Origin of the sequence: Streptococcus infantis (assembly GCF_047460405.1) — a bacterium.
Lineage (GTDB): Bacteria > Bacillota > Bacilli > Lactobacillales > Streptococcaceae > Streptococcus > Streptococcus infantis_Q.
In genome coordinates, this window is the sequence record NZ_JASHGH010000006.1 from 67235 (window position 1) to 90074 (window position 22840).

The 22840-nt window shown below is 39.7% G+C and carries 39 protein-coding genes; all 39 read left to right on the forward strand.

The window, feature by feature from the left end:
• The first annotated feature begins 27 nt into the window (after positions 1–27).
• Positions 28–786, forward strand: coding sequence for a hypothetical protein (locus QM928_RS04045; protein ID WP_414294574.1), 759 nt, complete (start codon positions 28–30; stop codon positions 784–786).
• 189 nt (positions 787–975) lie between these two features.
• On the forward strand, positions 976–1476 hold the full coding sequence (locus QM928_RS04050; RefSeq protein WP_414294575.1) for a GNAT family N-acetyltransferase: 501 nt from the start codon (positions 976–978) through the stop codon (positions 1474–1476).
• 5 nt (positions 1477–1481) lie between these two features.
• Positions 1482–2078 (forward strand): anaerobic ribonucleoside-triphosphate reductase activating protein, encoded by a 597-nt coding sequence (nrdG, locus tag QM928_RS04055; RefSeq protein WP_414294576.1) that lies wholly within the window; start codon positions 1482–1484, stop codon positions 2076–2078.
• Complete coding sequence (locus QM928_RS04060; RefSeq protein ID WP_414294577.1) at positions 2075–2698, forward strand: uridine kinase family protein; 624 nt, start codon at positions 2075–2077, stop codon at positions 2696–2698. Before nrdG ends, QM928_RS04060 begins: the two co-directional genes overlap by 4 nt.
• A 264-nt stretch (positions 2699–2962) precedes the next feature.
• Positions 2963–3271 carry a 30S ribosomal protein S10 gene (gene rpsJ / locus QM928_RS04065; RefSeq protein WP_001284513.1) on the forward strand — a complete coding sequence of 103 codons (309 nt, stop codon included), beginning with the start codon at positions 2963–2965 and terminating at the stop codon, positions 3269–3271.
• An 82-nt stretch (positions 3272–3353) separates the two neighbouring features.
• A complete protein-coding gene (gene rplC, locus QM928_RS04070; RefSeq protein ID WP_004251088.1) occupies positions 3354–3980 on the forward strand; it encodes a 50S ribosomal protein L3 in 627 nt (208 codons plus the stop codon).
• Positions 3981–4004: 24 nt separating this feature from the next.
• Positions 4005–4628: a 50S ribosomal protein L4 gene (gene rplD, locus QM928_RS04075; RefSeq protein WP_000024549.1), complete on the forward strand. Its 624-nt coding sequence runs from the start codon at positions 4005–4007 to the stop codon at positions 4626–4628.
• Positions 4628–4924 (forward strand): 50S ribosomal protein L23, encoded by a 297-nt coding sequence (locus tag QM928_RS04080; protein ID WP_001055347.1) that lies wholly within the window; start codon positions 4628–4630, stop codon positions 4922–4924. Before rplD ends, QM928_RS04080 begins: the two co-directional genes overlap by 1 nt.
• A 17-nt stretch (positions 4925–4941) precedes the next feature.
• Positions 4942–5775: a 50S ribosomal protein L2 gene (rplB, locus tag QM928_RS04085; protein WP_000512914.1), complete on the forward strand. Its 834-nt coding sequence runs from the start codon at positions 4942–4944 to the stop codon at positions 5773–5775.
• Positions 5776–5879: 104 nt separating this feature from the next.
• Positions 5880–6161: a 30S ribosomal protein S19 gene (gene rpsS / locus QM928_RS04090; protein ID WP_000533766.1), complete on the forward strand. Its 282-nt coding sequence runs from the start codon at positions 5880–5882 to the stop codon at positions 6159–6161.
• A gap of 11 nt (positions 6162–6172) precedes the next feature.
• On the forward strand, positions 6173–6517 hold the full coding sequence (gene rplV, locus QM928_RS04095; protein ID WP_000818137.1) for a 50S ribosomal protein L22: 345 nt from the start codon (positions 6173–6175) through the stop codon (positions 6515–6517).
• Between the two features lie 12 nt (positions 6518–6529).
• The gene (gene rpsC / locus QM928_RS04100; RefSeq protein WP_000529936.1) at positions 6530–7183 is read left to right on the forward strand and encodes a 30S ribosomal protein S3; all 654 of its coding nucleotides are present in this window, start codon (positions 6530–6532) and stop codon (positions 7181–7183) included.
• Between the two features lie 3 nt (positions 7184–7186).
• Entirely contained in the window at positions 7187–7600 is a 414-nt protein-coding gene (gene rplP, locus QM928_RS04105; protein ID WP_000960948.1) for a 50S ribosomal protein L16, read from the forward strand.
• Positions 7601–7609: 9 nt separating this feature from the next.
• Positions 7610–7816, forward strand: a complete 207-nt coding sequence (gene rpmC / locus QM928_RS04110) for a 50S ribosomal protein L29 (RefSeq protein ID WP_000772918.1) — start codon at positions 7610–7612, stop codon at positions 7814–7816.
• 24 nt (positions 7817–7840) lie between these two features.
• Positions 7841–8101: a 30S ribosomal protein S17 gene (gene rpsQ, locus QM928_RS04115; RefSeq protein ID WP_000440801.1), complete on the forward strand. Its 261-nt coding sequence runs from the start codon at positions 7841–7843 to the stop codon at positions 8099–8101.
• A 25-nt stretch (positions 8102–8126) separates the two neighbouring features.
• Positions 8127–8495, forward strand: a complete 369-nt coding sequence (rplN, locus tag QM928_RS04120; protein WP_000616548.1) for a 50S ribosomal protein L14 — start codon at positions 8127–8129, stop codon at positions 8493–8495.
• 177 nt (positions 8496–8672) lie between these two features.
• Positions 8673–8978 (forward strand): 50S ribosomal protein L24, encoded by a 306-nt coding sequence (gene rplX / locus QM928_RS04125; protein WP_000497691.1) that lies wholly within the window; start codon positions 8673–8675, stop codon positions 8976–8978.
• A gap of 23 nt (positions 8979–9001) precedes the next feature.
• On the forward strand, positions 9002–9544 hold the full coding sequence (gene rplE / locus QM928_RS04130; protein WP_000013542.1) for a 50S ribosomal protein L5: 543 nt from the start codon (positions 9002–9004) through the stop codon (positions 9542–9544).
• A 17-nt stretch (positions 9545–9561) separates the two neighbouring features.
• On the forward strand, positions 9562–9747 hold the full coding sequence (locus tag QM928_RS04135; protein WP_001085699.1) for a type Z 30S ribosomal protein S14: 186 nt from the start codon (positions 9562–9564) through the stop codon (positions 9745–9747).
• 212 nt (positions 9748–9959) lie between these two features.
• Positions 9960–10358 (forward strand): 30S ribosomal protein S8, encoded by a 399-nt coding sequence (gene rpsH, locus QM928_RS04140; RefSeq protein ID WP_000245504.1) that lies wholly within the window; start codon positions 9960–9962, stop codon positions 10356–10358.
• Between the two features lie 185 nt (positions 10359–10543).
• Positions 10544–11080 (forward strand): 50S ribosomal protein L6, encoded by a 537-nt coding sequence (gene rplF / locus QM928_RS04145; protein WP_153224689.1) that lies wholly within the window; start codon positions 10544–10546, stop codon positions 11078–11080.
• A gap of 83 nt (positions 11081–11163) precedes the next feature.
• Positions 11164–11520 (forward strand): 50S ribosomal protein L18, encoded by a 357-nt coding sequence (rplR, locus tag QM928_RS04150; RefSeq protein WP_000624044.1) that lies wholly within the window; start codon positions 11164–11166, stop codon positions 11518–11520.
• Between the two features lie 17 nt (positions 11521–11537).
• Positions 11538–12032, forward strand: coding sequence for a 30S ribosomal protein S5 (gene rpsE / locus QM928_RS04155; RefSeq protein ID WP_000874203.1), 495 nt, complete (start codon positions 11538–11540; stop codon positions 12030–12032).
• A 13-nt stretch (positions 12033–12045) separates the two neighbouring features.
• Positions 12046–12228: a 50S ribosomal protein L30 gene (rpmD, locus tag QM928_RS04160; protein WP_000057243.1), complete on the forward strand. Its 183-nt coding sequence runs from the start codon at positions 12046–12048 to the stop codon at positions 12226–12228.
• Positions 12229–12374: 146 nt separating this feature from the next.
• A complete protein-coding gene (gene rplO / locus QM928_RS04165) occupies positions 12375–12815 on the forward strand; it encodes a 50S ribosomal protein L15 (RefSeq protein ID WP_000766079.1) in 441 nt (146 codons plus the stop codon).
• Positions 12816–12827: 12 nt separating this feature from the next.
• Positions 12828–14138, forward strand: a complete 1311-nt coding sequence (gene secY, locus QM928_RS04170) for a preprotein translocase subunit SecY (protein WP_075230994.1) — start codon at positions 12828–12830, stop codon at positions 14136–14138.
• A 155-nt stretch (positions 14139–14293) separates the two neighbouring features.
• Positions 14294–14932, forward strand: a complete 639-nt coding sequence (locus QM928_RS04175) for an adenylate kinase (RefSeq protein WP_153224690.1) — start codon at positions 14294–14296, stop codon at positions 14930–14932.
• A 117-nt stretch (positions 14933–15049) separates the two neighbouring features.
• The gene (gene infA / locus QM928_RS04180) at positions 15050–15268 is read left to right on the forward strand and encodes a translation initiation factor IF-1 (RefSeq protein WP_001029883.1); all 219 of its coding nucleotides are present in this window, start codon (positions 15050–15052) and stop codon (positions 15266–15268) included.
• Positions 15269–15292: 24 nt separating this feature from the next.
• A complete protein-coding gene (gene rpmJ / locus QM928_RS04185; protein WP_001808836.1) occupies positions 15293–15409 on the forward strand; it encodes a 50S ribosomal protein L36 in 117 nt (38 codons plus the stop codon).
• A gap of 17 nt (positions 15410–15426) precedes the next feature.
• A complete protein-coding gene (gene rpsM, locus QM928_RS04190) occupies positions 15427–15792 on the forward strand; it encodes a 30S ribosomal protein S13 (protein WP_000090783.1) in 366 nt (121 codons plus the stop codon).
• A gap of 17 nt (positions 15793–15809) precedes the next feature.
• Positions 15810–16193, forward strand: coding sequence for a 30S ribosomal protein S11 (rpsK, locus tag QM928_RS04195; RefSeq protein WP_001118385.1), 384 nt, complete (start codon positions 15810–15812; stop codon positions 16191–16193).
• A 42-nt stretch (positions 16194–16235) separates the two neighbouring features.
• The gene (locus tag QM928_RS04200) at positions 16236–17171 is read left to right on the forward strand and encodes a DNA-directed RNA polymerase subunit alpha (RefSeq protein ID WP_000568996.1); all 936 of its coding nucleotides are present in this window, start codon (positions 16236–16238) and stop codon (positions 17169–17171) included.
• An 11-nt stretch (positions 17172–17182) separates the two neighbouring features.
• Positions 17183–17569, forward strand: coding sequence for a 50S ribosomal protein L17 (gene rplQ / locus QM928_RS04205; RefSeq protein ID WP_000331493.1), 387 nt, complete (start codon positions 17183–17185; stop codon positions 17567–17569).
• Between the two features lie 464 nt (positions 17570–18033).
• Positions 18034–18300, forward strand: a complete 267-nt coding sequence (locus tag QM928_RS04210) for an ACT domain-containing protein (protein WP_000644115.1) — start codon at positions 18034–18036, stop codon at positions 18298–18300.
• 9 nt (positions 18301–18309) lie between these two features.
• Complete coding sequence (locus QM928_RS04215) at positions 18310–19647, forward strand: PFL family protein (protein ID WP_414294578.1); 1338 nt, start codon at positions 18310–18312, stop codon at positions 19645–19647.
• A gap of 320 nt (positions 19648–19967) precedes the next feature.
• Positions 19968–20339, forward strand: a complete 372-nt coding sequence (gene rnpA, locus QM928_RS04220) for a ribonuclease P protein component (RefSeq protein ID WP_414294579.1) — start codon at positions 19968–19970, stop codon at positions 20337–20339.
• The gene (locus QM928_RS04225) at positions 20314–21141 is read left to right on the forward strand and encodes a YidC/Oxa1 family membrane protein insertase (RefSeq protein ID WP_414294580.1); all 828 of its coding nucleotides are present in this window, start codon (positions 20314–20316) and stop codon (positions 21139–21141) included. Before rnpA ends, QM928_RS04225 begins: the two co-directional genes overlap by 26 nt.
• A 14-nt stretch (positions 21142–21155) precedes the next feature.
• Positions 21156–22112, forward strand: a complete 957-nt coding sequence (jag, locus tag QM928_RS04230) for an RNA-binding cell elongation regulator Jag/EloR (RefSeq protein WP_315640103.1) — start codon at positions 21156–21158, stop codon at positions 22110–22112.
• Between the two features lie 55 nt (positions 22113–22167).
• A complete protein-coding gene (locus tag QM928_RS04235) occupies positions 22168–22791 on the forward strand; it encodes an HI_0552 family protein (protein WP_315640102.1) in 624 nt (207 codons plus the stop codon).
• The last annotated feature ends 49 nt before the right edge of the window (positions 22792–22840 follow it).

Here is a 22840-nt window from a genome sequence, read left to right on the forward strand (position 1 = left end):
GAGATAGAATGGGAAAATATCAATTAGATGATAAATAGAGCATTATGTTGGATAAAAAATAATTATAAGTTTGTAGTAGAGACGTTGCTAATTGGTTGTATAGGGCTTGTTCTCAGTGCTCAATCGAATCAATTGAGTAAGGTGGCTAATGCTATAGCAGAACAGGCAAATAGTCTCTCAAACGAGGCGAATAATGTGGCTAGAAAAGAATATGGAATTGAGATTACAGACATAGAGACGACTCCTCCCAAGTTGCATGCACCAGTTCAAATAATGGGGGTTGAAGGGCTTACGATTGTAAATAAGACGTTAAACTACAATATAAACATTCGTGAATTAAATGGCGTCCAACAATTAAAACTGCTATCTGAGAATGGAAATGTTATTCAAAGCAGTAGTTCGAAACGTCCGTATCTCCTTTTTAAAAGAGAGGAGATACAAAATGGTGAAATTAATTTATATTTTTCAGATGAAATTCGAGATGAGGATGGAAGCAAGGTTATTCATTCGGCGCCTTTAAACACATCAATTGAATCAATGGAGAAAATTGGTTATTATCGTTACTTTTACATATTAGCAGAATACAATGAATCATTTCAATTGTATTTAGTGGCAATGAAAAATTCACATAAAGGAGAAGAACTGTTTGAAAAATACAAAGTATATAATAAATTTGATATTCATGAGTTAAAATACTCGGATGATGAAGTATTTAAAGAGCTTGATTATAAAATGGCAGAGCAGTACGAAATGATTTATAATCATTATAGTGAATTGAAGCATTAGAAAGAAATAGAATGGGAAAATATTAATTAGATGATAAGGGAAAGGCCTTGGTTCAACGATTCCACGAAAAACATTCAAAGGGTGGAGTTAATAAAAAAGACCGAGTGGCTAGCCTTAGAGAGCAATTTTTAAATAAGAATAAGAAAAAGTGAGAGTCCGCTCTCGCTTTTCTCTTAGTTGGAGGTAAAGATGATATTACGCAGACCAAGATTGGCAGATAAAGAAACAATTTTAGAGATGATGTCAGAGTTTGAGCAGACTCAATCAGCCCACGACGGTGGCTTTTGGGATGCTGAGGGTTTTTCTTACGAGAATTGGCTAGAAACTAACCTTAATAAAGAAATGGGAATAAACTTGCCTGAAAATCGTGTTCCATCAATTCAGTTCGTATTGTTTGATGAATCAGGTCATGCTTTAGGTTTTTTAAATTTACGATTGAGACTAAATGAGGGCTTGCTGAATTATGCCGGTCATATCGGTTACTCCATCCGCCCTTCTGAAAGGGGAAAAGGTTATGCTAAGGAAGCTCTCCATCAAGGTCTAAAAATTGCTAAAGAAAAGAATATCAAACGAGCGCTTGTGACTTGTAGCACAGAAAATCCTGCCAGCAGAGCTGTTATCTTAGCTAATGGAGGGCAGTTAGAGGATGTTCGTAATGGAACGGAGCGCTATTGGATAGAGTTGGAGTAGAAAGCATGACATGGAATACACCAAAACCAGGCGAGTGGAAGAGTGAGGAGCTTAGTCAAGGGCGTATTATTGACTATAAGGCTTTTAACTTTGTGGATGGAGAGGGAGTGCGCAACTCTCTCTATGTCGCAGGCTGTATGTTTCACTGCGAAGGTTGCTATAATGTTGCGACCTGGTCATTTAATGCGGGAATTCCTTATACACCAGAGTTAGAAGAACAAATCATGGCAGACTTAGCCCAGCCCTATGTTCAAGGTTTGACCTTGCTGGGAGGAGAACCATTCCTCAATACAGGTATTCTCTTACCCCTTGTAAAACGCATTCGGAAAGAATTGCCAGAAAAAGACATCTGGTCTTGGACAGGATACACCTGGGAAGAAATGATGTTGGAGACGCCTGATAAACTAGAACTTTTATCCCTGATTGATATCCTAGTCGATGGACGGTATGATAAAAGTAAGCGTAATCTTATGCTTCAGTTCCGCGGCTCTTCCAATCAACGAATTATCGATGTGAAAAAATCCCTGCAAAGTGGAAAAGTAGTTATTTGGGAAAAGCTTAACGATGGAAAAGAAAGCTATGAACAGGTGAAGAGAGAATGAATAAAAAAGAGTTAATAGAAAGACTAGTATCTGAAATAGAGTCGGGAAAAATAAAAACGCTGGGTATCTACGGTCACGGAGCATCAGGGAAATCAACTTTTACCCAAGAATTATACCAAGCATTGGATGCTGAAAAGGTAAATTTACTAGAGACAGGTCCCTATATTACTTCGGGACGACATTTGGTAGTGCCTAAAGAAACACCGGACCAAAAGGTAACAGCATGTTTACCAGTAGCGCATGAGCTGGCAAGTTTGCAAAGAGATATTCTTGCTCTGCAAGCGGGTATGGACATCTTAACAATTGAGGAACCCTGGAAGGCTAGTGAGGTCTTATCGGGAGCAAAACCAATTCTGATAGTCGAAGGGATGTCTGTGGGTTTTCTACCCAAGGAACTCTTTGATAAAACTGTTTGTTTCTACACAGATGAGGAGACCGAATTAAAAAGACGTCTAGCTCGAGATACGACTGTGAGAAATGATGATGCATCCATTATATTGACTAGTCAGCAGATAAGACGAGAGCAGTATCTACAATACTATAAAGAAACCGAGTCAAGAGCTGATATCTTGGTAGATCAATCAGATGATAAATTTCAAATTAAAACTAGCATTATATAGAAGAAAAGACAGATAATCTAGCACTTAAATATGAAAATTTATTAAAATGGAATAAGAAAACAGTTTCATATAAAAAATTTAAAAAAACCTGTCAAAACCCTTGCAATCGCAGGGGCTTTGTGTTATTCTATTATGGTGCTGTAAATTACAGCTTTAGCTTTGATGCAAGAGGTTGCGACACGCTCGGTTGCATTGCCACGCAACGCGCGTCGGTTTTCTTGTGGAGCTAGCCTATTATCTTAAATAGACGAAAAGGAGAAAAAGATGGCAAACAAAAAAATCCGTATCCGTTTGAAAGCTTACGAACACCGTACGCTTGACACAGCGGCTGCAAAAATCGTAGAATCAGCTACTCGTACAGGTGCACAAGTTGCGGGTCCAATCCCACTTCCAACTGAGCGTAGCCTCTACACAATCATTCGTGCGACTCACAAATACAAAGACTCTCGCGAACAATTTGAAATGCGTACACACAAACGTTTGATCGATATCGTTAACCCAACTCAAAAAACAGTTGACGCTTTGATGAAATTGGATCTTCCAAGTGGTGTAAACGTAGAAATCAAACTTTAATTTAAAGCTTGATAACTTGAGCATAAAAAACGCTCGTTAAAAACTTTTTGAATAAAAAATATAGAAAAGGAACTATTTTCTCATGACAAAAGGAATCTTAGGGAAAAAAGTGGGAATGACTCAAATCTTCACTGAAGCTGGCGAATTGATCCCTGTAACAGTTATTGAAGCAACTCCAAACGTTGTTCTTCAAGTTAAAACTGTTGAAACAGACGGATACAACGCTATCCAAGTTGGTTTCGATGACAAACGCGAAGTATTGAGCAACAAACCTGCTAAAGGACATGTAGCAAAAGCTAACACGGCTCCTAAGCGCTTCATTCGTGAATTCAAAAACGTTGAAGGCTTGGAAGTTGGTGCTGAAATCACAGTTGAAACTTTCGCAGCTGGAGACATTGTTGATGTAACTGGTACATCTAAAGGTAAAGGTTTCCAAGGTGTTATCAAACGCCACGGACAATCACGTGGACCTATGGCTCACGGTTCTCGTTACCACCGTCGTCCAGGTTCTATGGGACCTGTTGCACCTAACCGCGTATTCAAAGGTAAAAACCTTGCAGGACGTATGGGTGGCGACCGTGTAACAATTCAAAACCTTGAAGTTGTACAAGTTGTTCCAGAAAAGAACGTTATCCTTATCAAAGGTAACGTACCAGGTGCTAAGAAATCTCTTATCACTATCAAATCAGCAGTTAAAGCTGGTAAATAATAAGGAAAGGGGAATACAGTCAAAATGGCAAATGTAACATTATTCGACCAAACTGGTAAACAAGCGGGCGAAGTTGTTCTTAACGATGCAATCTTTGGTATCGAACCAAACCAATCTGTTGTGTTTGATGTCATCATCAGCCAACGTGCTAGCCTTCGTCAAGGAACTCACGCTGTTAAAAACCGTTCAGCCGTTTCAGGTGGCGGACGCAAACCATGGCGTCAAAAAGGAACTGGACGTGCTCGTCAAGGTTCTATCCGCTCTCCACAATGGCGTGGTGGTGGAATCGTCTTCGGACCAACTCCACGTAGCTATGCGTACAAACTTCCTCAAAAAGTTCGTCGCCTTGCACTAAAATCTGTTTACTCAGAAAAAGTTGCTGAAAACAAATTTGTAGCCGTTGATTCTCTTGAATTTACAGCTCCAAAAACTGCTGAATTTGCAAAAGTTCTTGCAGCTTTGAGCATCGATTCTAAAGTCCTTGTTATTCTTGAAGAAGGAAACGAATTCGCAGCTCTTTCAGCTCGTAACCTTCCAAACGTGAAAGTTGCGACTGCTACAACTGCAAGTGTTCTTGACATCGCAAATAGTGACAAACTTCTTGTTACTCAAGCAGCTATCTCTAAAATCGAGGAGGTTCTTGCATAATGAATTTGTATGATGTTATCAAAAAACCTGTTATCACTGAAAGCTCAATGGCTCAACTTGAAGCAGGAAAATATGTATTTGAAGTTGACACTCGTGCACACAAACTTTTGATCAAGCAAGCTGTTGAAGCTGCTTTTGAAGGTGTTAAAGTTGCAAATGTTAACACAATCAACGTAAAACCTAAAGCTAAACGTGTTGGACGTTACACTGGTTTTACTAACAAAACTAAAAAAGCTATCATCACTCTTACAGCTGATTCAAAAGCAATCGAGTTGTTTGCTGCTGAAGCTGAATAATCTAAGGAGGAAATATCGTGGGAATTCGTGTTTATAAACCAACAACAAACGGTCGCCGTAATATGACTTCTTTGGATTTCGCTGAAATCACAACAAGCACACCAGAAAAAACTTTGCTTGTTGCTTTGAAGAACAAGGCTGGTCGTAACAACAACGGTCGTATCACAGTTCGTCACCAAGGTGGTGGACACAAACGTTTCTACCGTTTGGTTGACTTTAAACGTAACAAAGATAACGTTGAAGCAGTTGTTAAAACTATCGAGTACGATCCAAACCGTTCTGCAAACATCGCTCTTGTACACTACACTGACGGTGTGAAAGCATACATCATCGCTCCAAAAGGTCTTGAAGTTGGACAACGTATCGTTTCAGGTCCTGAAGCAGATATCAAAGTAGGTAACGCTCTTCCACTTGCTAACATCCCAGTTGGTACTTTGGTCCACAACATTGAGTTGAAACCAGGTCGTGGTGGTGAATTGGTTCGTGCTGCTGGAGCTTCTGCTCAAGTATTGGGACAAGAAGGTAAATACGTTCTTGTTCGTCTTCAATCAGGTGAAGTTCGTATGATTCTTGGAACTTGTCGTGCTACAGTTGGTGTTGTCGGAAACGAACAACATGGACTTGTAAACCTTGGTAAAGCAGGACGTAGCCGTTGGAAAGGTATCCGCCCAACAGTTCGTGGTTCTGTAATGAACCCTAACGATCACCCACACGGTGGTGGTGAAGGTAAAGCACCAGTTGGTCGTAAAGCACCATCTACTCCATGGGGCAAACCTGCTCTTGGTCTTAAAACTCGTAACAAGAAAGCGAAATCTGACAAACTTATCGTTCGTCGTCGCAACGAGAAATAATTTAAAACTAGTCGCTTAAGCAACTAGGAAATTCCGCCAGCTCGGTAGCGCTCCTTGTGAGCGCAAGCCGCTGTGGTACAACATTTAAAGGAGAAAATATAAAAATGGGACGCAGTCTTAAAAAAGGACCTTTCGTCGATGAGCATTTGATGAAAAAAGTTGAAGCTCAAGCTAACGACGAAAAGAAAAAAGTTATCAAAACTTGGTCACGTCGTTCAACGATCTTCCCAAGTTTCATTGGTTACACAATCGCAGTTTATGATGGACGTAAACACGTACCTGTTTACATCCAAGAAGACATGGTAGGTCACAAACTTGGTGAATTCGCACCAACTCGTACTTACAAAGGTCACGCCGCAGACGACAAGAAGACACGTAGAAAATAAGGAGAACATAAATGGCAGAAATTACTTCAGCTAAAGCAATGGCTCGCACAGTACGTGTTTCACCTCGTAAATCACGTCTTGTTCTTGACAACATCCGTGGTAAAAGCGTAGCCGATGCAATCGCAATTTTGACATTCACTCCAAACAAAGCTGCTGAAATCATCTTGAAAGTTTTGAACTCAGCTGTAGCTAACGCTGAAAACAACTTTGGTTTGGATAAAGCTAACTTGGTAGTATCTGAAGCATTCGCAAACGAAGGACCAACTATGAAACGTTTCCGTCCACGTGCGAAAGGTTCAGCTTCACCAATCAACAAACGTACAGCTCACATCACTGTAGCTGTTGCAGAAAAATAAGGAGGTAAAATCGTGGGTCAAAAAGTACATCCAATTGGTATGCGTGTCGGCATCATCCGTGATTGGGATGCCAAATGGTATGCTGAAAAAGAATACGCGGATTACCTTCATGAAGATCTTGCAATCCGTAAATTCGTTCAAAAAGAACTTGCTGACGCAGCTGTTTCAACTATTGAAATTGAACGCGCAGTAAACAAAGTTAACGTTTCACTTCACACTGCTAAACCAGGTATGGTTATCGGTAAAGGTGGTGCTAACGTTGATGCACTCCGTGCTAAACTTAACAAATTGACTGGAAAACAAGTACACATCAACATCATCGAAATCAAACAACCTGATTTGGATGCTCACCTTGTTGGTGAAGGAATTGCTCGTCAATTGGAGCAACGTGTTGCTTTCCGTCGTGCACAAAAACAAGCAATCCAACGTGCTATGCGTGCTGGAGCTAAAGGAATCAAAACTCAAGTATCAGGTCGTTTGAACGGTGCAGATATCGCCCGTGCTGAAGGATACTCTGAAGGAACTGTTCCACTTCACACACTTCGTGCAGATATCGATTACGCTTGGGAAGAAGCAGACACTACATACGGTAAACTTGGTGTTAAAGTATGGATCTACCGTGGTGAAGTTCTTCCAGCTCGTAAAAACACTAAAGGAGGTAAATAACCAATGTTAGTACCTAAACGTGTTAAACACCGTCGTGAATTCCGTGGTAAAATGCGCGGTGAAGCTAAAGGTGGAAAAGAAGTAGCATTCGGTGAATACGGTCTTCAAGCTACAACTAGCCACTGGATCACTAACCGCCAAATCGAAGCTGCTCGTATCGCCATGACTCGTTACATGAAACGTGGTGGTAAAGTTTGGATTAAAATCTTCCCACACAAATCATACACAGCTAAAGCTATCGGGGTTCGTATGGGATCTGGTAAAGGGGCACCTGAAGGTTGGGTAGCACCAGTTAAACGTGGTAAAGTAATGTTTGAAGTTGCTGGTGTATCTGAAGAGATCGCTCGCGAAGCGCTTCGTCTTGCAAGCCACAAATTGCCAGTTAAATGTAAATTCGTAAAACGTGAAGCAGAATAAGGAGAAGGCATGAAACTTAATGAAGTAAAAGAATTTGTTAAAGAACTTCGTGGTCTTTCTCAAGAAGAACTCGCGAAGCGCGAAAACGAATTGAAAAAAGAATTGTTTGAACTTCGTTTCCAAGCTGCTACAGGTCAATTAGAACAAACAGCTCGCTTGAAAGAAGTTAAAAAACAAATCGCTCGTATCAAAACAGTTCAATCTGAAGCGAAATAATAGACTAGGGAAGGAGAAATTTCAATGGAACGCAATAATCGTAAAGTTCTTGTTGGACGTGTTGTATCTGACAAAATGGACAAGACAATCACAGTTGTAGTTGAAACAAAACGTAACCACCCAGTCTATGGTAAACGTATTAACTACTCTAAAAAATACAAAGCACATGATGAAAACAATGTTGCCAAAGAAGGCGATATCGTACGTATCATGGAAACTCGTCCGCTTTCAGCTACAAAACGTTTCCGTCTTGTAGAAGTCGTTGAAGAAGCGGTTATCATCTAATCAAACCTGAAAGGAGAAAACTGAAATGATTCAAACAGAAACTCGTTTGAAAGTCGCAGACAACAGCGGTGCACGCGAAATCTTGACTATCAAAGTTCTTGGTGGTTCTAAACGTAAATTTGCGAACATCGGTGATGTTATTGTGGCATCTGTAAAACAAGCTACTCCTGGTGGTGCGGTTAAAAAAGGTGACGTTGTTAAAGCAGTTATCGTTCGTACTAAATCAGGTGCTCGTCGTGCTGATGGTTCATACATCAAATTTGACGAAAACGCAGCAGTTATCATCCGTGAAGATAAAACTCCTCGCGGAACACGTATCTTTGGCCCAGTTGCACGTGAATTGCGTGAAGGTGGCTTCATGAAGATCGTGTCACTTGCTCCAGAAGTACTTTAATTGATTGCTCAAAGAAAATTAAATCAAGTCTAGGAAGTAAGACGAAAGCATAACTTAAGTTAGGTGAGTTGAAACTGACGAAGGATTGCTTTAATTTTCACAGAGCAAAAACAAACAAACACAGTCCCCTGGCTTAGCCAGGGTGCCCATTGGGCGTAAGAATAAAAGGAGAAAAAAATGTTTGTAAAAAAAGGCGACAAAGTTCGCGTAATCGCTGGTAAAGATAAGGGAACAGAAGCTGTTGTCCTTACTGCCCTTCCAAAAGTAAACAAAGTTATCGTTGAAGGTGTTAACATCGTTAAGAAACACCAACGTCCAACTAACGAACTTCCTCAAGGTGGTATCATCGAGAAGGAAGCAGCTATCCACGTATCAAACGTTCAAGTTTTGGACAAAAACGGTGTAGCTGGTCGTGTTGGTTACAAATTTGTAGACGGTAAAAAAGTTCGCTACAACAAAAAATCAGGCGAAGTGCTTGATTAATCACGAAGGAAAGGAGAAGTATAATGGCAAATCGTTTAAAAGAAAAATATCTTAATGAAGTAGTTCCTGCTTTGACAGAACAATTCAACTACTCATCAGTGATGGCTGTGCCTAAAGTAGATAAGATCGTTTTGAACATGGGTGTTGGTGAAGCTGTATCAAACGCTAAAAGCCTTGAAAAAGCTGCTGAAGAATTGGCGCTTATCTCAGGTCAAAAACCACTTATCACTAAAGCTAAAAAATCAATCGCCGGCTTCCGTCTTCGTGAAGGTGTTGCGATCGGTGCAAAAGTTACCCTTCGTGGTGAACGTATGTACGAATTCTTGGATAAATTGGTTTCAGTTTCACTTCCACGTGTGCGTGACTTCCATGGTGTTCCAACAAAATCATTTGATGGACGCGGAAACTACACACTTGGTGTGAAAGAACAATTGATCTTCCCAGAAATCAACTTTGATGACGTTGACAAAACTCGTGGTCTTGACATCGTTATCGTAACTACTGCTAACACTGACGAAGAGTCACGTGCATTGCTTACAGGCCTTGGAATGCCTTTTGCAAAATAATATAGGAGGTATAACTAATGGCTAAAAAATCTATGATTGCTAAGAACAAACGCCCAGCGAAGTTCTCTACTCAAGCATACACTCGCTGTGAACGTTGTGGACGTCCACACTCAGTTTACCGCAAGTTTAAACTTTGCCGTGTTTGCTTCCGTGAATTGGCATATAAAGGTCAAATCCCTGGTGTAACAAAAGCATCTTGGTAATTTCATGATACAAAGAGCGTAACAACCCCAGCAAAAATAGGAGATTTGGTGCAGGAGCGATACTCCAAGACAAATCTATCTTTTTTGCCCAGGTTGTAGCTCGTGTTCAAATGAGATTATCTTGTTTGAATGTGTCAATACTATCTGAGCCCAGCTCAATCATTAACTAGCAAGTGCAACTTGCAAACTACTAGTAAGAGGAGAAAAATAAAATGGTTATGACTGACCCAATCGCAGACTTCCTAACTCGTATTCGTAACGCTAACCAAGCAAAACACGAAGTACTTGAAGTACCTGCATCAAACATCAAAAAAGGGATTGCTGAAATCCTTAAACGCGAAGGTTTTGTTAAGAACGTAGAAATCATCGAAGATGACAAACAAGGCATCATCCGTGTATTCCTTAAATACGGACCAAACGGTGAAAAAGTTATCACAAACTTGAAACGTGTTTCTAAACCAGGACTTCGTGTCTACAAAAAACGTGAAGACCTTCCAAAAGTACTTAACGGTCTTGGAATTGCTATCCTTTCAACTTCTGAAGGTTTGCTTACTGATAAAGAAGCACGCCAAAAGAACGTTGGTGGAGAAGTTATCGCTTACGTTTGGTAATATTTAACTCCCAATTTCTTTGTGACTCGTCGTTATCGTGTTGCCTAACCCAAAGTTATTTCTGCGAGACGATGCCTAGATTCACTTTGAAATTGAAACCTAAATGTTCCTTCAAATCGAGAAATCGATTTACCCCCGTGAAAACTGGCCAACATGGCCTGACAATTTAACAGGAGAATAAAAACATGTCACGTATTGGTAATAAAGTTATCGTGTTGCCTGCTGGTGTTGAAATCACTAACAATGACAACGTTGTAACTGTAAAAGGACCTAAAGGAGAACTTACTCGTGAGTTCTCAAAAGATATTGAAATTCGTGTGGAAGGTACTGAAGTAACTCTTCACCGTCCAAACGATTCAAAAGAAATGAAAACTATCCACGGAACTACTCGTGCTCTTTTGAACAACATGGTTATTGGTGTATCAGAAGGATTCAAGAAACAACTTGAAATGCGTGGGGTTGGTTACCGTGCTCAACTTCAAGGAAACAAACTTGTTTTGGCTGTTGGTAAATCACATCCAGACGAAGTTGAAGCTCCAGAAGGAATTACTTTTGAACTTCCAAACCCAACAACAATCGTTGTTAGCGGAATTTCAAAAGAAGTAGTTGGTCAAACAGCTGCTTACGTACGTAGCCTTCGTTCACCAGAACCATACAAAGGTAAAGGTATCCGTTACGTTGGCGAATATGTTCGTCTTAAAGAAGGTAAAACAGGTAAATAATATTGAGTGGTTGATTTTCAGCCACCAATATCATTTCCAACTTTGTGCATAGCACACGATTTAAAACTAAAGAGGTGAAAACTGTGATTTCTAAACCAGATAAAAACAAACTCCGCCAAAAACGCCACCGTCGCGTTCGCGGAAAACTCTCTGGAACTGCTGATCGCCCACGTTTGAACGTATTCCGTTCTAATACAGGCATCTACGCTCAAGTTATTGATGACGTAGCGGGTGTAACGCTCGCAAGTGCTTCAACTCTTGACAAAGAAGTTTCAAAAGGAACAAAAACTGAACAAGCCGTTGCTGTCGGTAAACTCGTTGCAGAACGTGCAAACGCTAAAGGTATTTCAGAAGTGGTGTTCGACCGCGGTGGATATCTATATCACGGACGTGTGAAAGCTTTGGCTGATGCAGCTCGTGAAAACGGATTGAAATTCTAATAGGAGGACACTAGAAAATGGCATTTAAAGACAATGCAGTTGAATTAGAAGAACGCGTAGTTGCTGTTAACCGTGTTACTAAAGTTGTTAAAGGTGGACGTCGTCTTCGTTTTGCAGCTCTTGTAGTCGTTGGTGACCACAATGGGCGCGTAGGATTTGGTACTGGTAAAGCTCAAGAAGTTCCAGAAGCAATCCGCAAAGCAGTAGAAGATGCTAAGAAAAACTTGATCGAAGTTCCTATGGTTGGAACAACAATCCCACACGAAGTTATTTCAGAATTCGGTGGAGCTAAAGTATTGTTGAAACCTGCTGTAGAAGGTTCAGGGGTTGCCGCTGGTGGTGCTGTTCGTGCCGTTATCGAGTTGGCAGGTGTAGCTGATGTTACATCTAAATCTCTTGGCTCAAATACTCCAATCAACATTGTTCGCGCAACTGTTGAAGGTTTGAAACAATTGAAACGCGCTGAAGAAGTTGCTGCCCTTCGTGGTATTTCAGTTTCTGATTTGGCATAAGAAAGGGGATAAAATGGCTCAAATTAAAATTACTTTGACTAAGTCTCCAATCGGACGCATTCCATCACAACGTAAAACTGTTGTAGCACTTGGACTTGGCAAATTGAACAGCTCTGTTATTAAAGAAGATAACCCAGCAGTACGTGGTATGATCACTGCAGTATCTCACTTGGTAACAGTTGAAGAAGTAAACTAATTAAATTTTAGGGGATGTGCAGTATACCATCCCCTAAAACTAGATATAGTCATCTTTGATGACAAACGTATAGGCGAGTTGATAGGAGAGACAACCTTTTCTCTCTTATCGGCGCTAGCATTTTACAAAAGAGGAGAAAATATATAATGAAACTTCATGAATTGAAACCTGCAGAAGGTTCTCGTAAAACTCGTAACCGTGTTGGTCGTGGTACTTCATCAGGTAACGGTAAAACATCTGGTCGTGGTCAAAAAGGTCAAAAAGCTCGTAGCGGTGGCGGAGTACGTCTTGGTTTTGAAGGTGGACAAACTCCATTGTTCCGTCGTCTTCCAAAACGTGGATTCACTAACATCAACGCTAAAGAATACGCAATTGTTAACCTTGACCAATTGAACGTCTTTGAAGATGGTGCAGAAGTAACTCCAGTTGTTCTTATCGAATCAGGAATTGTTAAAGCTGAAAAATCAGGTATCAAGATTCTTGGTAACGGTGAGTTGACTAAGAAATTGTCTGTAAAAGCAGCTAAATTCTCTAAATCAGCTGAAGAAGCTATCACTGCTAAAGGTGGTTCAGTAGAAGTCATCTAAGAGAGGTGACCTATGTTTTTTAAATTATTGAGAGAAGCCTTCAAAGTCAAGCAAGTTCGATCAAAAATTCTTTTTACAATTTTTATCGTCTTTGTCTTCCGTATCGGGACTAGCATTACGGTTCCATGGGTGAATGCCAATAGCTTGAATGCTTTGAGTGGTCTATCTTTTCTAAATATGTTAAGTTTGGTGTCTGGTAATGCCATGAAAAACTTTTCAGTTTTTGCACTTGGTGTTAGTCCATACATTACTGCTTCTATCGTTGTCCAACTCTTACAAATGGATTTATTACCGAAGTTTGTAGAGTGGGGCAAACAAGGGGAAGTTGGTCGTAGAAAGTTGAACCAGGCAACTCGATATATTGCCCTTGTTCTTGCATTCGTGCAATCTGTCGGAATTACTGCTGGTTTTAATGCTTTATCTGGAGCCAAACTTTTGACTGTTCCTTTAACACCACAAGTTTTCCTTGTGATTGGAGCAATCCTAACAGCGGGTAGTATGATTGTAACTTGGTTGGGAGAGCAAATTACTGATAAGGGTTATGGAAATGGTGTTTCCATGATTATCTTTGCGGGGATTGTTGCTTCAATTCCTGATATGATCAAGGGAATTTATGTTGACTACTTTGTCAATGTACCAAGCAGTCGCTTGACTTCATCCCTCATTTTTGTTGCTATCTTAATTGTAGCAGTCTTATTGATTGTTTACTTTACAACTTATGTTCAACAAGCTGAATATAAGATACCAATTCAGTATACTAAGGTAGCACAAGGAGCACCGTCAAGTTCCTATCTTCCATTGAAGATTAACCCTGCAGGAGTTATTCCAGTTATCTTTGCTAGCTCGATTACTGCAGCACCAGCGGCAATTTTACAATTTGTAAGTGCATCTGGTCTTGATTGGGCCTGGGTACGTAGTGCTCAGGAGTTGCTATCTACAACAGCCCCTACAGGTATCGCTTTGTACGCTTTGTTGATTATCCTCTTTACATTCTTCTATACATTTGTACAGATTAATCCAGAGAAAGCAGCAGAAAATTTGCAAAAGAGCGGTGCTTATATCCACGGTGTCCGTCCTGGTAAAGGGACAGAAGAGTATATGTCAAAACTTCTTCGTCGTCTCGCAACAGTCGGTTCCCTCTTCCTAGGTGTCATTTCTATTTTACCTATTGTAGCTAAGGATTTATTTGGTCTTTCAGAAGTTGTTGCTTTTGGGGGGACAAGTCTTTTGATCATTATCTCAACAGGTATTGAAGGAATTAAACAATTGGAAGGTTATTTATTGAAACGTAAGTATGTTGGTTTCATGAATACAACAGAATAATTGTAATAGAAAAGAAAATTCACTATTGCTCAGAGAGTGGAGTTTAAAAATCAAAGACCTTGTCAGATTTTTATCTCCTCTCTTCTATTTTGTTTTTAAATAGGAGTTGAAATGAATTTTTGCTTCTATTTAAAAACAAAAAAGGAGTTTGAATCATGAATCTTTTGATTATGGGCTTACCTGGTGCAGGTAAGGGTACACAGGCAGCAAAAATTGTTGAACAATTCCATGTTGCTCATATCTCAACAGGTGATATGTTCCGTGCGGCGATGGCTAACCAAACTGAAATGGGTGTCTTAGCTAAGTCTTATATCGACAAAGGCGAGTTGGTTCCAGATGAAGTTACAAATGGTATCGTGAAAGAGCGTCTTTCACAAGATGACATTAAAGAAACTGGTTTCTTGTTGGACGGATACCCACGTACAATTGAGCAAGCTCATGCCTTGGATAAAACTTTAGCTGAATTAGGGATTGAGCTTGAAGGTGTTATTAACATCGAAGTAAATCCAGATTGTCTTTTGGAACGTTTGAGTGGTCGTATCATTCACCGTGAAACTGGCGAAACTTTCCATAAAGTTTTCAACCCACCAGTTGACTACAAAGAAGAAGACTATTACCAACGTGAAGATGACAAACCTGAAACAGTAAAACGTCGTTTAGATGTTAATATTGCCCAAGGTGAACCAATTATTGCCCACTATCGTGCAAAAGGTTTGGTACATGATATCGAAGGTAACAAAGATATCAATGATGTCTTTGCAGATATCGAAAAAGTATTGACAAAATTGAAATAAAAGCGTTTTTCATGCTTGCAAAATGTCTCTACAAATGTTATACTGAGTTAGTCTGACTTATAATTGTTGTCTCTGTGTCTAGAGGCATCAAATCGAAATTTATGGAGGTACTTTTGCGTGGCAAAAGACGATGTGATTGAAGTTGAAGGTAAAGTAGTTGATACTATGCCGAATGCAATGTTTACGGTTGAACTTGAAAATGGACATCAGATTTTAGCAACAGTTTCTGGTAAAATTCGTAAAAACTATATTCGTATTTTAGCGGGAGATCGTGTTACTGTCGAAATGAGTCCATATGACTTGACACGTGGACGTATCACTTACCGCTTTAAATAATCGAAAAACTTGGAGGGATAAGAAATGAAAGTAAGACCATCGGTCAAACCAATTTGCGAATACTGTAAAGTAATTCGTCGTAATGGTCGTGTTATGGTAATTTGCCCAGCAAATCCAAAACACAAACAACGTCAAGGATAAGATAGAAAGGAGAAAACATGGCTCGTATTGCTGGAGTTGACATTCCAAATGACAAACGCGTAGTAATTTCATTGACTTATGTGTACGGTATCGGACTTCCAACATCTAAAAAAATCTTGGCAGCTGCTGGAATTTCAGAAGATGTACGTGTTCGCGATCTTACACCAGATCAAGAAGATGCTATCCGTCGTGAAGTGGATGCAATTAAAGTTGAAGGTGACCTTCGTCGTGAAGTTAACTTGAACATCAAACGTTTGATGGAAATCGGTTCATACCGTGGTATCCGTCACCGTCGTGGACTTCCTGTCCGTGGACAAAACACTAAAAACAACGCTCGCACTCGTAAAGGTAAAGCTGTTGCGATTGCTGGTAAGAAAAAATAATATAGGAGGTAAAAGTCTTGGCTAAACCAACACGTAAACGTCGTGTGAAAAAGAATATCGAATCTGGTATTGCTCATATTCACGCTACATTTAATAACACTATTGTTATGATTACTGATGTGCATGGTAATGCAATTGCTTGGTCATCAGCTGGTGCTCTTGGTTTCAAAGGTTCTCGTAAATCTACACCATTTGCTGCTCAAATGGCTTCTGAAGCTGCTGCTAAATCTGCACAAGAACACGGTCTTAAGTCAGTTGAAGTTACTGTTAAAGGTCCAGGTTCTGGTCGTGAGTCAGCTATTCGTGCTCTTGCTGCCGCTGGTCTTGAAGTAACAGCAATTCGTGATGTGACTCCAGTGCCACACAATGGTGCTCGTCCTCCAAAACGTCGCCGTGTATAATCATAACCTTACACTGCTTTTCGTTTAAGAGGGAGTAACTAAATGATCGAGTTTGAAAAACCAAATATAACAAAAATTGATGAAAATAAAGATTATGGCAAGTTTGTAATCGAACCGCTTGAACGTGGTTACGGTACAACACTTGGTAACTCTCTTCGTCGTGTACTTCTAGCTTCTCTTCCAGGGGCTGCTGTAACATCTATCAATATCGAAGGTGTATTGCATGAATTTGATACAGTTCCGGGTGTTCGCGAAGACGTGATGCAAATCATTCTGAACATCAAAGGTATTGCAGTAAAATCTTACGTTAAAGACGAAAAGATCATTGAACTAGATGTGCAAGGTCCTGCTGAAATTACAGCTGGAGATATCTTGACAGATAGCGACATTGAAATTGTAAATCCAGATCATTATCTCTTTACAATCGGTGAAGGTTCTTCTCTAAAAGCGACAATGACTGTTAACAGTGGTCGTGGATATGTACCTGCTGATGAAAACAAAAAAGATAATGCACCAGTTGGAACACTTGCTGTAGATTCTATTTATACACCAGTTACAAAAGTCAACTATCAAGTTGAACCTGCTCGTGTAGGTAGCAATGATGGTTTCGACAAATTAACCCTTGAAATCTTGACTAATGGAACAATTATTCCAGAAGATGCTTTAGGGCTTTCAGCACGTATCTTGACCGAGCACCTTGATTTGTTTACAAATCTTACAGAGATTGCTAAGTCAGCAGAAGTGATGAAAGAAGCTGATACTGAATCGGACGACCGTATCTTGGAACGTACGATTGAGGAACTTGACTTGTCTGTACGTTCATATAACTGTTTGAAACGTGCCGGTATTAACACTGTGCATGATTTGACAGAAAAATCTGAAGCAGAGATGATGAAAGTAAGAAATCTTGGACGCAAGAGTTTGGAAGAAGTGAAAGTCAAACTCATTGATTTGGGTCTTGGATTAAAAGATAAATAAAGGAGGAATAAATGGCTTACCGTAAACTAGGACGCACTAGCTCACAACGTAAAGCAATGCTTCGCGATTTGACAACTGACCTTTTGATCAACGAATCAATCGTGACAACTGAAGCTCGTGCTAAAGAAATCCGTAAAACTGTTGAAAAAATGATTACTCTAGGTAAACGTGGTGATTTGCATGCACGTCGTCAAGCAGCTGCTTTCGTACGTAATGAAATCGCATCTGAAAACTATGATGAAGCAACTGATAAGTACACTTCTACTACAGCACTTCAAAAATTGTTCTCAGAAATCGCACCTCGTTATGCTGAGCGTAACGGTGGATACACTCGTATCCTTAAAACTGAACCACGTCGTGGTGATGCAGCGCCAATGGCGATCATCGAATTAGTATAAAATCATCAATTTTGTTGAGTGTTATGATGATGGAGTCTTGTGCTCTTAGTCTAGCTCTGGTCTACCGCTAGGACTTATGTCCTAGCGGGAACACTCATCATAAGATGATAAGGTAGACGCTTGTTTACGAAATTGTTTTTCACTTAAGAACAATTTCGTAAGCAGGCGTTTTTGAGTATTTTATTAAGAAATATGCTATACTATTGAAAAAGAAAATCAGCAATATTCATTTTTTCAAAAATATTCTATAAAGAGGTTATGTGCCAATAAATTATCAGTTTTAAGTTCTAAACTAGCGACTTGGTAAAAAATATTAGCCTGGTACAAGATCACCTAAGAGATTTTTTTAGGGTTTCAACTTGGATAATTATTCACTATTAAGTGATTTAGTTACTCTATCCTCCTTTTTCATTTTATTTTTGTCCAAAATGGATATCGTTCTGTGTTAGAAATGGAGTTTAATCATGAAAGCTATTATTACTGTTGTTGGTAAAGATAAATCTGGAATTGTTGCAGGTGTTGCGACAAAAATTGCTGAATTAGGCTTAAATATTGATGATATCTCACAAACAGTCTTGGATGAATTCTTTACTATGATGGCTGTGGTATCTAGTGATGAAAAACAAGATTTTACACATCTTAGAAACGAATTTGAGGTTTTTGGTCAGACTTTGAATGTCAAAATCAATATTCAAAGTGCGGCTATTTTTGATGCTATGTACAATATCTAGGAGGTATTTATGGATATTAGACAAGTTACCGAAACAATCGCCATGATTGAGGAGCAAAACTTTGACATTAGAACCATTACCATGGGGATTTCCCTTTTGGACTGTATCGATCCAGATATCAATTGTGCTGCAGACAAAGTATATGAAAAGATTACTACAAAAGCAGCTAATTTAGTGGCTGTTGGAGATGAAATTGCGGCTGAGTTAGGAATTCCTATTGTGAATAAACGTGTGTCAGTAACTCCAATTTCCTTGATTGGTGCTGCTACCGATGCGACGGATTATGTAGTCTTAGCTAAAGCACTGGATAAAGCTGCGAAAGAAATTGGTGTTGACTTCATTGGTGGTTTTTCAGCCTTGGTACAAAAGGGTTATCAAAAAGGTGATGAAATCCTTATCAACTCCATTCCTCGTGCTTTGGCAGAAACGGATAAGGTGTGTTCATCAGTAAATATTGGTTCGACTAAATCGGGTATCAATATGACCGCAGTAGCGGATATGGGACGCATTATCCAGGAAACAGCTTCTTTATCTGATATGGGGGCGGCTAAATTGGTTGTATTTGCCAACGCGGTAGAGGACAATCCTTTTATGGCAGGCGCTTTTCATGGGGTTGGTGAAGCAGATGTCATCATCAATGTCGGTGTTTCTGGTCCAGGTGTTGTTAAACGTGCCTTGGAAAAGGTTCGTGGTCAGAGCTTTGATGTTGTTGCTGAAACTGTTAAAAAGACAGCCTTCAAGATTACCCGCATTGGTCAATTAGTTGGTCAAATGGCTAGTGAGCGACTTGGAGTTGATTTTGGAATTGTCGATCTGAGTTTGGCTCCAACTCCAGCAGTGGGTGATTCTGTAGCCCGTGTCCTTGAAGAAATGGGGCTAGAGACAGTTGGGACTCATGGAACGACTGCTGCCTTGGCTCTCTTGAACGATCAAGTTAAAAAAGGCGGAGTTATGGCTTGCAACCAAGTTGGTGGTTTGTCAGGTGCTTTCATCCCAGTTTCTGAGGACGAGGGGATGATTGCTGCAGTGCAAAACGGCTCCCTTAATTTGGAAAAACTAGAAGCTATGACGGCTATCTGTTCAGTTGGTTTGGATATGATTGCCATTCCTGAAGATACACCTGCAGAAACGATTGCGGCAATGATTGCGGATGAAGCTGCTATCGGAGTCATCAATATGAAAACAACTGCTGTACGTATTATTCCAAAAGGAAAAGAAGGCGATATGATTGAATTTGGTGGCCTTCTAGGAACGGCTCCAGTCATGAAAGTTAACGGTGCCTCGTCTGTCGACTTCATTGCACGTGGAGGGCAAATCCCGGCTCCAATCCATAGTTTTAAAAATTAAAAAGAAGTGAAATCTGTTTAAGTTGGATTTAAGGATAGACCTGTATACTACTATCATTAAATAAAGACCTCCTAACTTTATTTAATTAAAATCCTAACTTTTTCATAATAATCTCCTACAAAAGTCACTCCAAAGGGTGACTTTTGTTTTATCTCAAGAGAAAGTAGCATGTTCAAATTTGTAAATTTGTTCAAAAATAAGATGATTCAAAGGATAAAACTAGTTTTTTTATTCTGTAAAATGGGCTAAAACCTTGCTATGATTGGCTTTTTGAAAAATTATGGTATAATAGTAGTAGTTTTAATAGATGGAGTTGAATTTTGAAAAAACGCTTTCGTGTAAAAAAAGAGAAAGATTTTAGTGCAATATTTAAAAAAGGTGAGAGTTTTGCTAATCGTAAATTTGTTATTTATCGATTAGAAAATAATGAACAGCATTTTCGAGTTGGCCTATCTGTCAGTAAAAAATTAGGAAACGCTGTCACAAGGAATCAGATCAAAAGAAGAATTCGACATATTCTGATTGAACATAAAAATCAGCTGGTTGAAATTGTAGATTTTGTTGTGATTGCTCGAAAAGGTGTTGAAATCTTGGACTACGCGGAAATGGAAAAAAATCTACTTCACGTATTAAAGTTATCAAAGATTTACCAGGAAGGAAATGGGAGTGAAAAAGAAATTACAGTTGACTAGCTTAATGGTGCTTGCTTTATTTGTGATGAGCGCCTGCACGGCTAGTGGTACGCCGAGTGAGATTACAGCTGAATCAACAGATTTTTGGAGTAAATTTGTTTATTTTTTTGCTGAAATCATTCGCTTTTTATCATTTGATACAAGTATTGGTCTGGGGATTATTTTATTTACCCTTCTAATCAGAACCATTCTTTTACCAGTCTTTCAGATACAAATGGTGGCATCTAGAAAGATGCAAGAAGTACAACCACTGGTTAAGGAGTTGCGAGAACGTTATACGGGACGGGATATGGAGAGCCGTACCAAGTTGGATCAAGAAATGCGTCAGTTGTTCAAGCAACATGGTGTCAAACAGTCAGCTTCTCTTTGGCCAATCTTAATCCAAATGCCAGTCTTGTTGGCCTTGTTCCAAGCTTTGAGTAGGGTAGAATTTCTAAAAACGGGTCATTTCTTATGGATTAACCTTGGTGGTGTTGATACGACTTTTGTTTTGCCTATTCTGGCAGCTATCTTTACTTTCCTTAGCACCTGGTTATCCAATAAGGCCATGGTTGAGAAAAATGGCGCCATGACAGGGATGATGTATGCAATGCCAGTCATGATTTTCTTCTTTGCCATGTATTCACCAAGTGGGGTTGCCTTATACTGGGCGGTATCCAATGCTTATCAGGTGCTCCAAACCTATTTGCTCAACAATCCATTTAAGATTATTGCAGAGCGTGAGGCAGGAGTACAGGCTAAGAAGGATTTAGAAATCAAGAAGAGAAAAGCTCTCAAGAAAGCACAGAAAAAGAAAAAGTAAGGAGGAATCTTGTAATGGTATTATTTACAGGTTCAACTGTTGAGGAAGCGATCCAAACGGGATTGAAGGAATTGGGGATTCCTAGAATGAAGGCGCATATCAAGGTTGTCTCAAGGGAGAAAAAAGGTTTCTTTGGCCTTTTTGGGAAGAAACCAGCGCAAGTTGATATCGAAGCAATTAGTGAGACAACTGTTGTGAAGGCAAATCAGCAAGCAGTCAAAGGAGTTCCAAAGGAAGTTAATGCTAAGAACGAACCCGTTAAGACTGTTAGTGAGGCAACAGTAGACTTAGGTCATGTTGTTGAAGCAATCAAGAAAATCGAGGAAGAAGGGCAAGGAATCTCTGAAGAGGTTAAGGCCGAAATTCTAAAAAATGAGAAAGAGGCTAGTACAATTTTAGAGGAGACTGGTCATATTGCCATTCTAAAAGATTTACTGCCAGAAGAATCTAAAGAGCAGGAAGAAGTCGAGCAGAATGATGATTTAGAAAATCTAGGTTTGAAGATTGAACCGACCTATGATATTGACCAGGTGGTTGAAGAAGTGACCAGCTATGTTCAAGGTATTATTGATGATATGGATGTTGAGGGAGCAATTTCAAGTACCTCAAATCGCCGTTCTATCAATATGCAAATTGATACCAATGAACCGGGCCGTATTATCGGTTACCATGGTAAGGTTTTGAAATCTCTTCAGCTCTTAGCACAAAATTATCTTTATAACCGCTATTCAAGAACCTTCTATATTACCATCAATGTTAATGATTATGTAGAGCACCGTGCAGAAGTCTTGCAGAGCTATGCACAGAAGTTAGCTACACGTGTCCTAGAAGAGGGGCGTAGTCAGGTGACTGATCCAATGTCTAGCAGCGAACGTAAAATCATCCATCGTATTATTTCACGTATGGAGGGTATCACTAGTTATTCAGAAGGTGATGAGCCAAATCGTTACGTTGTGGTTGATACAGAATAATCAAAGCAAAATCAGGGGCACCCTGATTTTTTGCTATCTAAGGGAGGTTGATCTTATGTTGAATACAATGAGAGAATATCTAGCTTTCTCTGGCTTACAGTATCAAAAACCAGAGAAGGCAGGTCAAGAAGTTGAAAAAATGCTTTATTTGAGGAGTAAGGGGCAGGAGGCTAGAAAGGTCTTTACACACTTAGCCAAGGCTTTTCAAGAAGGACATCCAGAATGGAACCTTCAAGGGACGAGTCAGTGGATGAATCAAGCCCAACGTTTGCGACCGCATTTCTGGGCCTATCTACAGCGTGAGGGGGAAGTGTCAGAACCTATGTTGGCCCTTCGTTTGTATGGAAACCCTTCTGATTTTGGAGTTTCACTAGAAGTGAGTTTTATTGAACGTAAGAAGGATGAGCGAACATTAGGCAAACAAGCCAAGGTCCTAGAAGTTCCAGTGGTAGAAGGAATTTATTATTTAGTATACTCAGAGGGAGAAAGTCAAAGGATGGAGGCTACTGAGGAAAATCGCCGAGTTTTAAGGAAAAAAATCTCCCATCAGGAAGTTCGCAAAGTTTTAGTTAAATCGGATGTTCCAGTGGCCGAAAATTCATCTGAAGAAGAAATCCTAGAAGCTCTACTGGAATCTTATGAAACAATTCTTCCCTTTTATCTAGCTACGAGAAAATAAGATAAGCCGTAAAATATCATAAATCATACAGTCCAAGAGTGAACAGTCC